Origin of the sequence: Microbacterium profundi (assembly GCF_000763375.1) — a bacterium.
Taxonomy (GTDB): domain Bacteria; phylum Actinomycetota; class Actinomycetes; order Actinomycetales; family Microbacteriaceae; genus Microbacterium; species Microbacterium profundi.
Window position 1 is genome coordinate 74,213 of sequence record NZ_JPSY01000002.1, and the last position, 14,881, is coordinate 89,093.

Here is a 14,881-nt window from a genome sequence, read left to right on the forward strand (position 1 = left end):
ATGCTTATGTGGATGGTCATTGACGGCGTGGACATGCCGGAGGACGGTTCGGCGGGAGATCTCGCCGCCGACCTCCTCGTCCGTGTCGCCGACGGAGACCAGAGAGCCTTCTCCGATCTGTACGATCTGCTCTCCTCACGCGTCTTCGGACTGATCCTGCGTGTGCTCGTCAATCGCTCGCAGAGCGAGGAAGTGCTCCAGGAGGTCTTTCTCGAAGTGTGGCAATCCGCCGGACGGTTCGCTCCGAACAAGGGGCAGGGCAGAACGTGGGTTCTCACGATCGCTCACCGGAGGGCGGTCGATCGAGTGCGTGCGTCACAGTCCAGTACTGATCGAGACGTCAGGGTCGGAATACGCGACCTCGGCGTCTCGCACGACAGCGTGGCGGAGCAGGTCGAGCTGAGCATCGAGGGAGGCAAGGTCGTCGCAGCTCTGGCGACGTTGCCGGACCCGCAGCGGGAGGCACTGGTCCTGTCGTATTACGGGGGCTACAGCCAGAGCGAGATCGCGGTGCTGATCGGTGCGCCGCTGGGAACGATCAAGACGAGGATGAGAGATGGACTCTCACGTCTGAGGAGCGAGATGGGGGTGAACGCATGAACGAGAAGGAATTCGCCGAGCTGGCTGCGGGCCACGCCCTGCACGCGCTCTCGGATGCCGATGAGCAGCTTTTCGCGGATGCCCTCATCAGCCACCCTGAATGGCAGGCGATCGCGGACGACGACATCGAGACCGCTCACCTTCTCGCCGACGCTTCGGTGACGGTTGCACCGCCCTCCGACATCCGCGCCGCATTGCTCGCGCAGATCGCGACGACGCCCCAGGGTGACGACGCTGTCGCGCCGCATTCTGTCGAACGGGCGACCCCCGAGGTCGAAGAGCCCTTCCTGCGCCCGCCTCGTCGCTGGGGACGCGCCATCTTCGTTCTCGCCGCGTGCCTGGTACTTCTCGCCGGTCTGGGTTTCGGGATCGTCGCCCTCACGTCGCAGCTGACGACACCGGCATCCGTCGTCGCTCTGAACGAGATCCAGGCGGCACCGGATGCACAGAAGGCTTCGATAGAGCTCGAATCCGGCGCAGTCGCCATCGCCCACTGGTCAGCCACAGTGGGCAGCGCGGTTCTCGTCGCCGACGGTCTCGAGCCCCTCAGCGACGACAAGACCTACGAGCTCTGGTTCGTGCGCGGCGATGAGCCGGTGCCGGCGGGTCTATTCGAAGCGGATGCCGGTGACGCCACCGCGCTGCTCGAAGGGGTCATGCGTGAAGGCGACGTGATCGCTGTGACGGTGGAGCCGGCGGGCGGATCACCCACGGGGCAGCCGACGAGCGATCCGATCATCGCGATCCCGACCGCCTGAGCGCGAGTACCCTGGACGGATGTCCGAGCAGTTCCACCGTCCCGTCCGCCGCCCGTCTGCGTCCTTCGACAACCTTGTCGGATCCTCGGATTCTGCGGAGGCGACGAGGGTCGCTCACGCCACGGCATCCGCTCTGCTGACACGCGCTCGCGAAGACGAGAGCGGGGAGAGCGCAGAACGTCTCATCGCTTTCACGGCCGAGCACGGCATCGATGACATCGCCGAATTGTGGGCGACCGCCCCCGCCGTCTCGCTTCCCGGAGCGCTCTGGCGCCTGTACCTGCTGCAACTGGCCATCCACAGCGATCCGCAGACCTCCGCGCTGCTCTACGAACGGGGCCGCGTCGAACTCGGCTCGGTGGATGCTGTCGTCGCCGGCGCGCCGGTACCGGCGAACCCGGAGGAGATCGTGTCGCTGATCGACACGATCCTTCGGGGTGTGTTCCGCGGCGACTTCTCGGTCGCTCTCGATCGCGCGGCCGCATTCTGCCGCGTTCAGGTCTCGGGCGCGACACACACCGCTGACGACTACGAGGCGACCGAACCCGAGCGTGCGACTGAACTCACGGCTCGTGCGCGGCGGCTCCACATGTACGCGGGCGATCTGAGCGCGGCGGCCGGCCTCTGGCGCAGCGGCGGATTGAACTGACGCTCACGAGGCGAACTCAACGACCCGCTGCAGAGCTGCCGCGGATATGGAAAGACCGGGCCGCAAGAACGCCTCTCGGCGGAAGGCCGCTCGCAGCGGCAGAATTTGGAGCCCGGGGTTATGCGGCCCGGCCACTCCATTGTAACGTCCGCACGTCGCTGGTATTCCCTTCGGTGCCGTGGCCGTAGAGTCGCTGTATGACCCGGCGCTTCGCTCTGATCATCGATCCCGTCGGCGCCTCTGAGGAGCGCACCGACTACGCGGACACATTCACCGTCGTGGATGCCGCGGCTCCTGCGCTGAGCGTGGGGGAGCTCAGCACCCAGCGCGGCGACGGCGTGTTCGAGTCGATCGGGGTTGTCGATGGGCATGCGCAGGAGGTCATTCCGCATCTGGAGCGCCTGGCGAACTCGGCACGGCTGTGCGATCTGCCGGTACCCGACCAGGAGCAGTGGCGTCAGGCCGTCACGGTCGCAGCCTCGGAGTGCCCCGCCGGAGAAGGCGTGATCAAGCTGATCCTCAGCCGCGGCGTCGAGCACGGACCCACTCCGACCGCCTGGGTGACGGCGGCGCCGGCATCCGATTTTCGGGCGGTCCGCGAGGCGGGCGTCAAGGTCGTCACTCTCGACCGAGGGTACGGCTTGGACGCCGCGGAGCGGGCGCCCTGGCTGCTGCTCGGGGCGAAGACGCTGTCGTACGCCGTGAATATGGCTGCGCTGCGCGAGGCGCATCGCAGGGGAGCGGACGACGCGATCTTCGTCTCCAGCGACGGTTTCGTGCTCGAGGCGCCGACGGCATCGCTCATCCTGCGCTTCGGCGATCGGTTCACCACTCCGGCGCCCACAGGGGGCATCCTGCACGGCACGACTCAGTTGAGCGTGTACGAGCACCTGGCGGGTCGAGGCTTCGACGCGGAGTACGGCCGCATCCCGGCGACGGACCTTTCGCGGCCGGATGCCGCATGGCTGGTCTCCAGCATCCGCCTCGCCGTCCCCATCACCGCCGTCGACGGTGCTGCGGTTTCGGTCGACCACACCCTCACGGCCGAACTGAACCAGTACCTCCTGTCGCCTCGCGACTGATCCGCGCACAGCTTCGGACGCGGCATCCGCAATGCCGCGAATCGGAAAACGGAGACGGGCGGGCGTGTCGGCGGCGTGTTCTCGCGCGACATGCCGAAGACACGCCACACGGTCTCTGTTTTCCGAGATTCCACCGCGTGGGTGCGCAACGAGCGTCAGTGCAGAGGCCGCAGGTGAGCGCGATCTGCGATCTTGGCGAGGATCGCAGATTCGACGCTCTTCCAGTGATGGACGATCATGGCGTAGGTGAAGCGCAGAGTATCGTAACCCAGGGTCGCTGCGGCAACATCGCGAGCCAGATCTCTGGATCGCTCTTTCTCACGCTCATGGTTCTCGCGGCCGTCCACTTCGACGATCAATCGGTCGCCGATGACGAAGTCGACTTCGCCGACGGTGCGGATGCTGACCTGGCAGCGCACCGTGATGCCGAGGCGATGCATCCGTAGCCGGAAGAGCGATTCGAGTCCGCTGTCGGCGTCGGATCGGGCGAAGTCGATCAGCCAGCGGCGGCGCCGTGGGAGACGACTCCTCAACCAGGCGATGCCCCCGGATGAGATCTTGTGATGGCGGAGTGCTGACTCGAACGCCGCGAGGAACGTGTCCTCGTCGGTGCACACCGCGATCTGAAGGAGAACGTTGTGCACTGGCGGCAGAACACCGACCTCGGCGGTGCCTTCGTCCCAATGCACGCGGCAGTCCGAGCATCCTGATCGCGGAGTTCCTGCGTCGCCGAGCCAGATGTGGTGCTGCTCGGGGACCTCCAGGATCCACAGCCCGAGCATCTTCGCCGCGGCACTGCACCCCAGGGTTCCGCCGTGTGAGGCGGCATGCAGCAGATCGTCCGAGCAATCGGGGAGTGCGTACACGCCCTGGCGAGGCCGAACGACGGTACCGGCGCGGACTGCGCGAGTGAGCTCCGCCTCGGTCACCCCGAGCCGTGTGAGTTCCGCCGTGCGCGCCATTCGCCCCAGAGAGTGCAGCGCGGCGGGTGCAGCCATGAATGACATGGGCACGATCCTGCCCGGTCGCCGCTGTTGCGCGCCCCCCGCAAAAGCACGTTCTGTGTAGGAGCCGGTGAACCGGCATCCTGTGCAGAACCAGTCATAAATGGGAAAACCCAGACCGACTTCGTGTCGCGCGGTGTGTCGCAGTGCGACGCGCCGGAGACACGCCAGATGGTCTGGGTTTTCCCAGGGGGCAGATGGGCAGAGGGGTCAGAGGTGGCAGAGGGGGCAGGGGGCAGAGAGGGCAGAGGTCAGGGGGAGGGGAGTTACCCGAAGCGGCCCGAGACGTAGTCCTCCGTCGCCTGCACGGACGGCGTCGTGAAGATGGTGGCCGTCTCGTCGTACTCGATCAGCTTGCCCGGCTTACCGGTGCCGGCGATGTTGAAGAACGCGGTCTTGTCGGAGACGCGGGACGCCTGCTGCATGTTGTGCGTCACGATGACGACCGTGTACTGGGTCTTGATCTCGGCGATGAGCTCCTCGATCGCGAAGGTCGAGATCGGGTCGAGCGCGGAGCAGGGCTCGTCCATGAGGATCACGTCGGGTGAGACGGCGATGGCACGAGCGATGCACAGACGCTGCTGCTGGCCGCCGGAGAGTCCGGAGCCAGGCTTGTCGAGACGGTCCTTGACCTCGTTCCAGAGGTTCGCGCCGCGCAGCGACTGCTCGACGAGGGTCTCCTGGTCGCTCTTCGACATGCGCGTGTTGTTGAGCTTCACACCCGCGAGCACGTTCTCCTTGATCGACATCGTGGGGAACGGGTTCGGACGCTGGAAGACCATGCCGACCTGACGGCGCACGAGCACCGGGTCGACGTTCGCACCGTAGAGGTTCTTGCCGTCGATCAGCACCTCGCCCTCGACGCGCGCACGGGGGATGACCTCGTGCATGCGGTTCAAGGTGCGCAGGAAGGTCGACTTGCCGCAGCCGGACGGGCCGATGAAAGCCGTCACGGTGTTCGGCTTGATGTCGATGCTGACGCCTTCCACGGCGAGGAAGTCGCCGTAGAAGACATTGAGGTCGTTTACTTCGATGCTCTTGGACACCTGAGAGATCCTTCGGTCGGGAAAGCTTCTGTCGGGAAAAGGGGAGACGGCTCAGCGGCCGGACAACTTGGGTGCGAACACCTTGGCGATGAGGCGACCGGCCAGGTTGAGGACCATGACGATCAGAATGAGCGTGAGCGCGGCAGCCCACGCACGGTCGATGAACGCATCGGCCGGAAGCCCGGGGTACTTGGCCTGCATGTAGGAGAACACCGGCAGCGTCGACATCTGCCCGCTGAACATGTTGAGGTTCATTCCCTGCACGATGCCGACCGTGAGCAGCAGCGGTGCGGTCTCGCCGATGACGCGCGCGATCGCCAGCATGATGCTGGTCACGATTCCGGCGATGGCAGTGGGCATCACGACCTTGATGATCGTCAGCCACTTCGGAACGCCGAGCGCGTATGCGGCCTCTCGCAGTTCGTTCGGCACGATGCGCAGGAGCTCTTCCGAGCCGCGCACGACGACGGGGATCATGAGCACGGAGAGTGCGAGCGAACCCATGATGCCGATGCGCGTTCCCGGTCCCATGATGAGTGCGAACACCGAGTAGATGAACAGACCGGCGACAATCGACGGGATGCCGGTCATCACATCGACGAGGAACGTGATCCCGCGGGCGAGCTTCTTGCCCTGACCGTACTCGACGAGGTAGATCGACGTCATCAGGCCGATCGGCACCGAGATGATCGTCGCGCCGAGCGTGATGAGCAGCGTGCCCCAGACGGCGTGGATGGCGCCGCCTCCCTCTCCGGTGATGTTGCGCATCGAGAAGCTGAAGAACTCGCCGTCGAACCGTGCGAGGCCGTTGATGAGCACCGTGTACAGGAGCGAGATGAGGGGGAGCAGCGCGACCGTGAACGCCGCCGAGACGAGGGCGGTCATCAGGCGATCGGTCGCATGGCGACGGCTCTCGGCGACCGTGGAGACGACGAAGATGAGCCCCATGTAGAGGATCATCCCGACGACGAGGGTCAGCGCGATGTTGAAGTCGGCCGGGTCGCCGCCGCTGTTGGCGAAGGCGAAGATCGTGCCCGCGATCAGGAAGCAGATCGCGAGAAGAGCCCACGGAGCCCATTTGGGCAGATGCCCTGCGCTGGTCGTGTGAGTGGCGGGGGCGACGGCGATGGCGCTCATATCAGTTGGCTCCCGAGAACTCGGCACGACGCGACACGATCCAGCGTGCGACGAAGTTGACCGCGAAGGTCACGATGAACAGGATCAGACCGGCCGCGATGAGGGTGTTGACGCCCTCGTCGTGGGCCTCCGGGAACCGCAGCGCGATGATCGCAGGGATGGTCGTGGGGTTCTCGGGGTTCAGCAGGTTGAAGGTGACGATACCGAGCGGCGAGAGCACGAGCGTGACCGCCATCGTCTCGCCGAGTGCGCGGCCGAGGCCGAGCATCGCTCCGGAGACGATGCCGCTGCGGGCGAAGGGGAGCACAGCCATCCGCACCATCTCCCAGCGGGTCGCGCCGAGAGCGAGTGCGGCCTCTTCGTGCAGCTTGGGTGTCTGGAGGAATATCTCACGGCAGATCGCTGTGATGATCGGCAGGATCATGACGGCGAGGACGAGGGATGCCGTCAGGATCGTCTTGCCCGTGCCGGACGGCGTACCGCCGAAGATCGGGATCCACCCGAGGTTCGTGTTGAGCCACTTGTAGAACGGCACGAGCATGGGCGCGAACGTGAGCGCGCCCCACAGCCCGAACACCACAGACGGGACAGCTGCGAGCAGGTCGATGATGTAGCCCAGCACCCCAGCGAGCCGACGCGGGGCGTAATGGGAGATGAACAGCGCGATACCGACGGCGATCGGGGCCGCGATGACCAGAGCGATCAGGCTCGACCACAGCGTGCCGAAGACGAACGGCCAGACCCACGTGATGAACGACTGTCCCTCGAGGATCTGGTTGTTCGAGGTGTCAGGCGCGAACGCCGGGATCGCCTGCACGACCAGGAAGACGGCGACTGCGGCCAGGGTGACGAGGATGACGATGCCGGCGCCGAGCGCGGTGCCGGAGAAGATCCGATCTCCTGGACGCAGGACGGCCTTCGGCGACACGGCCGAACGGGTGCTCTCGGTGTCCGTCGTGGTGGTGGTCATCTGAGCGGCTCCACGGGTGTTCGGAGGGACATGCGGGGTGTGTTCATGCGGGTGCCCCCGCGGCGCTGGTTCGATCGATTCGACCAGCGCCGCAGGGGCTTCAGCACAGCTCTCAGCCTATGACTGAGGATCCGTGTTACTCAGTGACGATCGCGTCGATCGCTGCGTCGACCTTCTCGCGCAGGTCGTCCGAGATCGGGGCGCTGCCGGCAGCCTCTGCGGCGACGTCCTGGCCCTCAGCCGATGCGACGTACTGGAAGTATCCCTTGACGAGCGCGGCGACCTCAGTGTCTTCGTAGTCGACGCAGCCGATGAGGTACGACACCAGGGCGATCGGGTACGACCCCGCCGGAGCCGCAGCCGGGTCGACCGCGAACGCGAGGTCGTTAGCCGAACGGCCCTCCTCGAGCGGCGAAGCCGCGACCAGTGCGGATGCTGCCTCGGCCGAGTAGGGGACGTACTCGCCCTCGACCTCGACAGCGACCTGACCGAGCTCTGAAGCCTGCGAAGCGTCGGCGAAGCCGATGTAGCCGACGCCGTTCGTGATGGCACTCACCACACCGGAGGTGCCGTCGGCAGCCTCACCGGTCGACAGCGGCCACTCGTCGCTGGCCTCGTTCGTCCACACCTCGGGTGCGACGGCCTCGAGGTAGCTGGTGAAGGTCTCCTGCGTGCCCGACGCGTCAGCGCGGTGCACCGGGACGATCGCCTGGTCGGGGAGCGTCGCATCCGGGTTCCGGTCGGCGATGGCCGGATCGTTCCAGTTGGTGATGGTGCCGGCGAAGATGCCTGCGATCGTCGCGCCATCGAGGTTCAGCTCGTCGATACCCTCGAGGTTGAATGCGACGGCGACGGGGGAGATGTAGACCGGGATCTCGACGATATCGTCCGAGGTGCACGAGCCGAAGCCGCCTGCGGCGATCTCCTCGGCGTTGAACGCACGGTCGGAGCCGATGAAGTTCGACGAGCCGGCGAGGAAGTTCTCGCGGCCGGTGCCGGAACCCGTGGCGGTGTAGTTGATCGTGGTGTCGGGGTTGGCGGTCTGGAACGCCGCGACCCAGGACTGCTGGGCTGCTTCCTGCGAGGAGGCGCCGGTGGCCTCGATGGAACCGGACAGAGTCGAGGTCGACGGCTCGGTGGAGCCCTCCGGGGTTCCGCCTTCGTTCGCGGCACAGCCGGCGAGAGCGAGAGCGGCGACGGCGCCGACGGCGCCGATGCGAGCGATTCGGGAGATCTTCACTGTGGGATCCTTCGATCGTGGATGGTTGAGGCCCGGTGCAGGGCACACAGTGACGCTATGGGCGGCGGTTAACGAGACTCTCCCGCACGGGTAAACAGAAGGTGAACGACTGGCAACCCCTTGGGGTGGCGACGATCACTGCTTCGGCACGTGCGTCTCGATCGAGATGATCCCCGAACCGGGATTCGTCGCAGACAGGTGCGCCACGGAGAATGCGGCGACCTCCAACGCGGAGGCGCTGCCGAGGTACGAGCCCTGCAGGGTGCCGGTGGCCAGCGCCAGTTCGCCGAGCAGACCGGGCAGAACAGGGCCATGGCTGCAGAGGACCGCCGGTTTGCGGGCACGCACACGCTTGCCGATCACCGCGCGCAGGTCGGATCGACCCTCTTCCCATGCATCCTGGCTGATCAGTTCCGTCTCGACCGCCTTGCGATCCAGTGCCTTCGCGAGGGGAGCGACCGTCTGCACGCAGCGCTCTGCGTCGCTGGTGATGATCTTCCGCACGCCGAATGCTCGCAGCGGTGCGACGATCGCCTTGGCCTGCTTCCGCCCCCGTTCGGTCAGGATGCGCGACGCGTCGGAACCGTCCCAGTCCGATCGCGAGATGGCCTTCGCATGGCGCAGCGCGATGATCGGGAAGGTGTGCAGCACGCCGTCGTCGACGAGCCGTTCGAACTCGTCGAGGATCTCCAGATCGACCGGGTAGCTCAGGTTCTTGCGCGCCTTCTTCAGGCTCACCCATTCGATCGCGGCGATCTCCTGGTTCGGGACGAACGCTGAATTGCGGATGGCCTCCTCAGTGGCCTCTGCCGCCCAGTAGTGCACGACCTTCTGCCGCTTCGGGCGCATGAAATAGCGGCTGACGCCCACGGGAACGCCGAGGTCCACGCGGATGCCGGTCTCTTCGTGAACCTCGCGCACGGCCGTCTGCGCGAGCATCTCGCCCGGATCGACCTTGCCTTTCGGCAGCGTCACATCGCGATACTTCGTGCGATGGATGAGCAGGATGCAGAGCTTTGCATCGACGAGACGCCACACCACCGCTCCCGCGGCGTACACGGCCTTGTCGTCTCGCACCACCTCGGTCGCGTCCTGAAGGGTCATCGCACCGTCCGTGTACGCCGGCGGCGCCGGATCTGGCTCATCGTCTTGTCCTGAAGATCGATGAGCGACTCCCCGTCCGCGTTCACTGAGTGTCGGGTCCAGACCCCGTCCTCACCGAGATGCCACGAGATGGTCCCGTCGTCCAAAGCGAGGTCGAAGAACGACAGCAGCTCACTGATGTGAGCGGGGTCCGTCACGCGGACGAGTGCCTCGACGCGGCGGTCGAGGTTGCGATGCATCATGTCGGCGCTGCCGATGTGCACCTGCGGGTCGCCGTCGTTGTCGAACGCGAAGATCCGGGAGTGCTCCAGGTAACGCCCCAGGATGCTGCGCACCGTGATGTTGTCGCTGATTCCCGGCAGGTCGACCTTGATGCTGCAGATGCCGCGCACCCAGATGTCGACCTTCACTCCCGCCCCGCTCGCCCGGTACAGCGCATCGATGATCTCCTCATCGACCATCGAGTTCACCTTGATGCGGATGTGGGCGGCCTTGCCGGCCTCGGCATTCTTGCGCTCGTTGTCGATCTGACGTAGAAGTCCCTTGCGCAGGTGCAGGGGAGCGACGAGCAGGCGCTTGAACTTCTTCTCGATCGCGTAGCCGCTGAGCTCGTTGAAGAGGCGGGTGAGGTCCTTGCCGACCTGCGCATCGGCCGTGAAGAGTCCGAAGTCCTCGTAGATGCGGCTGGTCTTCGGGTTGTAATTGCCGGTGCCGACGTGCGAATAGTGCTGCAACTTGCCGTCTTCCTCGCGGATGACGAGGGCGAGCTTGCAGTGCGTCTTGAGGCCGACCAGGCCGTACACGACGTGCACGCCGGCTTTTTCGAGCTTGCGGGCCCAGACGATGTTGTTCGCCTCGTCGAAGCGCGCCTTCACCTCGACCAGGGCGAGCACCTGCTTGCCGGACTCTGCCGCGTCGATCAGCGCCTGCACGATGGGACTGTCACCGGAGGTGCGGTACAGCGTCTGCTTGATCGCGAGCACATCGGGATCGCGAGCCGCCTGCTCGAGGAACGCCTGCACGCTGGTCGCGAACGACTCGTACGGGTGGTGCACCAGAACATCGCTCTTGCGGATGGCTCTGAAGATGTCGGCACGGCTGTTCGAACCCGTCGGCTGGAACGGCACGGCGGTCGTGGGCAGATGCGGCGGGTAGCGCAGGTCCGGTCGGTTGACGCGGGACAGCGAGAAGAGCCCGCGCAGATCAAGAGGACTCGGCAGTCGATAGACCTCCTGGTCGGTGATGTCGAGCTCTTTGATCAGCAGATCGAGGGTCAGATCGTCCATGTCGTCGGCGATCTCGAGGCGGATCGGCGGTCCGAATCGGCGCCGGAGCAGTTCTGCCTCGAGCGCCTGGATGAGGTTCTCGCTCTCGTCCTCCTCGATCTCCACGTCTTCATTACGCGTGAGACGGAACGCGTGGTGGTCGAGGACCTCCATGCCAGGGAAGAGGTCGCCGAGATGGTTGGAGATGAGATCTTCCAGCGGCAGGTAGCGTGCGATCTCGCTGCTGCCCGGCACCTCGACGAGACGCGGGAGCATGGGCGGCACCTTGAGGCGAGCGAACTCCTGCCGGCCGGTGCGCGCATTGCGGATGCGGATCGCGAGGTTCAGAGACAGGCCGGAGATGTACGGGAAGGGATGAGCGGGGTCGACCGCGAGGGGCATGAGCACCGGGAAGACATGCAACTGGAAGTACTCGGTGAGCGCGGCGCGCTCGGCATCGGTGAGCATGTCCCACTCGGTGATCTCGATCCCGGCATCCGCCAGCGCAGGGCGCACCGACTCGGTCCACGCAGCGGCGTGGCGCAGTTGCAGGGCGTGCGCCTCGCGGGAGATGTCGGCGAGCACATCCGCGGGGGAGCGGCCGACATTCGTCGGCACGGCGAGACCGGTGACGATGCGGCGCTTGAGGCCCGCGACGCGCACCATGAAGAACTCGTCGAGGTTGCTCGCGAAGATCGCCAGGAAGTTCGCGCGCTCCAATTCCGGGAGCGTCGCGTCTTCGGCGAGTTCCAGCACGCGCTGGTTGAACGCGAGCCAGCTGACCTCCCGATCGTGATAGCGATGGTCAGGCAGGAGGGAGTCCGGGGACTCGATGGCGTCGAAGTCATCATCTTCGGCGTCACCCAGCCCGGCGTCGGCGAGCGCGGAATCGATCATGGAGTACATCTTGGCACCGCCAGATGACACGCGCGTGAACGAGCCGGCTTCATGTCACCGTGCCGTGTCACCGTGCGGCGGCGACCTGGTCCTCGTCGTAGACGTTGAAGCGGTAGCCGACGTTGCGCACGGTGCCGATGATCTGCTCCTGGTCGCCGAGTTTGGCGCGCAGGCGCCGGACGTGCACGTCGACTGTCCGCGTACCGCCGAAGTAGTCATACCCCCACACTTCGCTCAGCAGCTGCTCGCGGGTGAACACGCGTGAGGGATGCGTGGCGAGGAAGTGCAGCAGCTGGAACTCCTTGTACGTGAGATCCAGCGACCTGCCGTGGAGCTTGGCCGAATACGATTGCTCGTCGATGGTCACACCGGAGGCCTGGACCCTCGAGGGCTCGGCCGTGGCCTCGCCGCGCGCGATCGCCAGGCGAATGCGGGCATCCGTCTCCGCGGGACCGGCGTCGGTCAGGAGTACGTCGTCGATGCCCCAGTCGCCTGAGACGGCGCTCATCCCACCTTCGGTGACGACGAGCAGAAGCGGCGCGTCCTGCCCCGTCGTGCGCAGCAGTTTGCACAGCGACCTGGCCGCGGAGAGATCGTGCCGACCGTCGACGATGACGATGTCGCTCTCGGGGGCACTGACGAGCTGCGCCGGCTCCGCGGGGATCTGCCGCACACGGTGACTGAGCAGTTCCAGGGCGGGCAGCACTTGCTCCGAAGCGGGAGCTGAGGTCAGAACCAGGAGCAGGGCCACGCACTTTCCTTCCGGGCTGCGGGATCCGTCGCCCTGAACGGCGATCGGGTACGACGCCGTGCGCCAATGATACCCAGCGACGCAGATGGTCGTTGCGCGCAACCGCGGATCAGCCGACGTATGGGTGACAATGGAGACATGTCCGAACCTGCTCTCGCGCCGCGCAGCCCCTTCGGCGGCGTCGTCATCGTGTGGGGCGCGGCACTGCTCGCGGCGATCGCGATCGGCATCTTCGTACCTCCCGAGTGGCGGGTGCAATGGTTGATCGTCGGCTTCGGCGGCGCGGTGCTGCTCTCCTTCGCCCTGCAGCTCTGGTACGGCCAGACGAAGGGCTTCATCCTCCGCACCGCGGCCAGCGTGACCGGCGCGCTGCTCCTGCTCGGAGTCGTCTCCGCCGGATTCGCGCTGGCGGCGCTGGTCCCCGCCTGACGCGCGCGCTCGCCGCCGTGCACCCGCCCCGGGGGTAGAGTGGGGGTCATGGATCTCGTCGCACTCGAACTCTTCTTCATCGGTCTGCTGGGCCTTGCGAGTCTCGCGATCGCCTTCGTGGCCGGCACCGTGCTGTGGAACCTTTTCCGCGGTCAGCGCTGATCCGAGACGACTGCTGATCGGAGAGCGCCATGCTCGAGCTTCCCACTGACCTCCCGGCAGATCTTGCCCCGCTGAGCTGGCTCATCGGCGTGTGGGAAGGCACGGGCGTCATCGAGTACACCGCTGACGGCCACCGCTTCGTGGGCGAGTTCACGCATCGCGTCAGCTTCAGTCACGACGGCGCCGGGTACCTGAACTATTCGGCCACGGGATGGATGGCGGCCGCCGAGGGCGAGTCGTCGGTCGCGCTGGTCGCCGAGTCCGGATTCTGGCGCCTCTCCCGGCCCGCCACTGCGGCGGATCCTGGGCCGGCCCTGCTGCCGCCCATCGAGAGCACACCTGCGCGCACGGTAGACGACGTCGAGCAACTGCGAGCCGACTCGGGCGGGTTCCCGATCGAGGTGTCCCTCGCGCACTCGGACGGCACGCTCGAGCTGTATCTGGGCGAGATCAACGGGCCCCGTATCGACATCGCGACTGACGCGGTCGTGCGCGGCGCCGGCGGTAAGGAGTACGGCGCGGCGAGTCGTATGTACGGCCTGGTCGAAGGTCATCTGCTGTGGGCCTGGGACATCGCAGCGCTCGGATCCGAGCTCGCCTCGCATGCGTCGGCTCGTCTGGCGAAGGTCTGACGATGAGTGCCTTCTCCGCCCTGCCCGGCGCCGTGTCAGAAGACGAGGTCGTTCTCCATTTCGGGGATCCGATCCGCGAGCAGCGACGACTCGTCGCCGGCACCGCAGTGGCGCCTCTCGGCGATCGTGTCGTCATCGAGGTCGCGGGAGAAGACCGGCTGAGCTGGCTGGACTCCATCACGTCGCAGTCGGTCGCCCGCCTCGGCGCCGGCGACAGCACCGAACTGCTGATCCTCGATCCGCAGGGGCGCGTCGAGCACGCCGCCGGTGTTCTGGAGGACGGTTCGTCGGTCTGGCTGATCGCGGATGCCGCGGATGCCGAATCGCTCGCGACCTGGTTGCAGCGCATGGTGTTCCGCTCCCGCGTGACCGTCGCCGTTCGCCCTGAACTCGACCTGGTCGGCTTCTTCGCCGGCGGCGACGCCGAGGCCGTCGTGCGTGGGCTGGCGCTCACGCCGAACGGCACCGCCCTCGTGTGGGCCGACCCGTGGGCTGCCGTGCAGCTGGGCGGCCACCAGTACGCGACGATCGAACAGCATCCGTCCGCCTCGTACGAGTGGCGGGTGGCGATCGTCGATGCGGATGCCGCGGCATCCGTCGTCGGTCTGATCGACGAAACCGCGGTGGGCGTCGCAGGCATCCTCGCAACAGAGGCTCTGCGCGTCGCCGCCTGGCGTCCCCGCTGGGCGAGCGAGGTCGATGAGCGCTCGCTGCCGCACGAATCCGACTGGATCCGCAGCGCGGTGCACCTGAGCAAGGGATGCTATCGCGGCCAGGAGACCGTGGCGAAGGTGCACAACCTCGGCCATCCTCCACGCCGCCTCGCAGCGCTGCAGCTCGATGGCAGCGATGACGTCCTTCCCTCACCTGGCGACGCCGTGTTCGCGGCCGAAGACGAGGTCGGTCGCATCACGTCCGTGGCGCGGCATCATGAGGACGGACCGATCGCCCTCGCGATCCTGTCGCGGAGGGCGCCGATCGGCGACCTGATCGTGAAGGCGGAGGGCACCGATATCGCGGCCTCGCAGCAGGTGATCGTTCCGGCCGACGCCGGAGCCACGGCCGACGTGCCACGCCTGACGCGCCTCTCGCGGCGCCCGGCCGGTCAGGATCCGCGCAACGCCTGACCGGGTGCCACGGCATCCCAGGCCACGA

General features: G+C 66.4%; 15 protein-coding genes. 7 read left to right on the top strand and 8 right to left on the bottom strand.

The features are described from left to right. The 4 genes from sigK (at position 1) to JF52_RS0110870 (ending at position 3,089) form a co-directional block, all read left to right on the top strand. Complete coding sequence (sigK, locus tag JF52_RS0110855) at positions 1–600, top strand: ECF RNA polymerase sigma factor SigK (protein ID WP_200881011.1); 600 nt, start codon at positions 1–3, stop codon at positions 598–600. Next, entirely contained in the window at positions 597–1,358 is a 762-nt protein-coding gene (locus JF52_RS0110860) for an anti-sigma factor (protein ID WP_033106630.1), read from the top strand. Before sigK ends, JF52_RS0110860 begins: the two co-directional genes overlap by 4 nt. Positions 1,359–1,377: 19 nt before the next feature. Next, positions 1,378–2,007 (top strand): hypothetical protein, encoded by a 630-nt coding sequence (locus JF52_RS0110865; protein ID WP_033106631.1) that lies wholly within the window; start codon positions 1,378–1,380, stop codon positions 2,005–2,007. A 197-nt stretch (positions 2,008–2,204) separates the two neighbouring features. Further along, positions 2,205–3,089 (top strand): aminodeoxychorismate lyase, encoded by an 885-nt coding sequence (locus tag JF52_RS0110870; protein ID WP_033106632.1) that lies wholly within the window; start codon positions 2,205–2,207, stop codon positions 3,087–3,089. Positions 3,090–3,244: 155 nt separating this feature from the next. Here JF52_RS0110870 and JF52_RS0110875 read toward each other — a convergent pair whose 3' ends face one another. The 8 genes from JF52_RS0110875 to JF52_RS0110910 form a co-directional block, all read right to left on the bottom strand. After that, on the bottom strand, positions 3,245–4,096 hold the full coding sequence (locus tag JF52_RS0110875; protein ID WP_052166977.1) for a type IV toxin-antitoxin system AbiEi family antitoxin domain-containing protein: 852 nt from the start codon (positions 4,094–4,096) through the stop codon (positions 3,245–3,247). Between the two features lie 263 nt (positions 4,097–4,359). Beyond that, positions 4,360–5,139, bottom strand: a complete 780-nt coding sequence (pstB, locus tag JF52_RS0110880) for a phosphate ABC transporter ATP-binding protein PstB (RefSeq protein WP_033106633.1) — start codon at positions 5,137–5,139, stop codon at positions 4,360–4,362. A gap of 51 nt (positions 5,140–5,190) precedes the next feature. Then, positions 5,191–6,276: a phosphate ABC transporter permease PstA gene (gene pstA, locus JF52_RS0110885; protein ID WP_033106634.1), complete on the bottom strand. Its 1,086-nt coding sequence runs from the start codon at positions 6,274–6,276 to the stop codon at positions 5,191–5,193. 1 nt (position 6,277) lies between these two features. Then, the gene (pstC, locus tag JF52_RS0110890) at positions 6,278–7,246 is read right to left on the bottom strand and encodes a phosphate ABC transporter permease subunit PstC (RefSeq protein ID WP_033106635.1); all 969 of its coding nucleotides are present in this window, start codon (positions 7,244–7,246) and stop codon (positions 6,278–6,280) included. A gap of 136 nt (positions 7,247–7,382) precedes the next feature. After that, positions 7,383–8,486, bottom strand: coding sequence for a phosphate ABC transporter substrate-binding protein PstS (gene pstS / locus JF52_RS0110895; RefSeq protein ID WP_033106636.1), 1,104 nt, complete (start codon positions 8,484–8,486; stop codon positions 7,383–7,385). Positions 8,487–8,621: 135 nt separating this feature from the next. Then, positions 8,622–9,590, bottom strand: a complete 969-nt coding sequence (locus tag JF52_RS0110900) for an NUDIX hydrolase (protein ID WP_052166978.1) — start codon at positions 9,588–9,590, stop codon at positions 8,622–8,624. Further along, a complete protein-coding gene (locus JF52_RS0110905) occupies positions 9,587–11,752 on the bottom strand; it encodes an RNA degradosome polyphosphate kinase (RefSeq protein WP_033106925.1) in 2,166 nt (721 codons plus the stop codon). Before JF52_RS0110905 ends, JF52_RS0110900 begins: the two co-directional genes overlap by 4 nt. 67 nt (positions 11,753–11,819) lie before the next feature. Next, positions 11,820–12,503, bottom strand: coding sequence for a winged helix-turn-helix transcriptional regulator (locus JF52_RS0110910; protein ID WP_033106637.1), 684 nt, complete (start codon positions 12,501–12,503; stop codon positions 11,820–11,822). Positions 12,504–12,641: 138 nt separating this feature from the next. On the opposite strand from JF52_RS0110910, the gene JF52_RS0110915 reads away from it, so the two are divergent. From JF52_RS0110915 to ygfZ, 3 genes are all read left to right on the top strand, one after another. After that, positions 12,642–12,932: a hypothetical protein gene (locus tag JF52_RS0110915; protein WP_033106638.1), complete on the top strand. Its 291-nt coding sequence runs from the start codon at positions 12,642–12,644 to the stop codon at positions 12,930–12,932. A 191-nt stretch (positions 12,933–13,123) separates the two neighbouring features. Further along, positions 13,124–13,726, top strand: a complete 603-nt coding sequence (locus JF52_RS0110925; RefSeq protein WP_033106640.1) for a nitrobindin family protein — start codon at positions 13,124–13,126, stop codon at positions 13,724–13,726. A gap of 2 nt (positions 13,727–13,728) precedes the next feature. After that, positions 13,729–14,853, top strand: a complete 1,125-nt coding sequence (gene ygfZ / locus JF52_RS0110930; RefSeq protein ID WP_033106641.1) for a CAF17-like 4Fe-4S cluster assembly/insertion protein YgfZ — start codon at positions 13,729–13,731, stop codon at positions 14,851–14,853. The last annotated feature ends 28 nt before the right edge of the window (positions 14,854–14,881 follow it).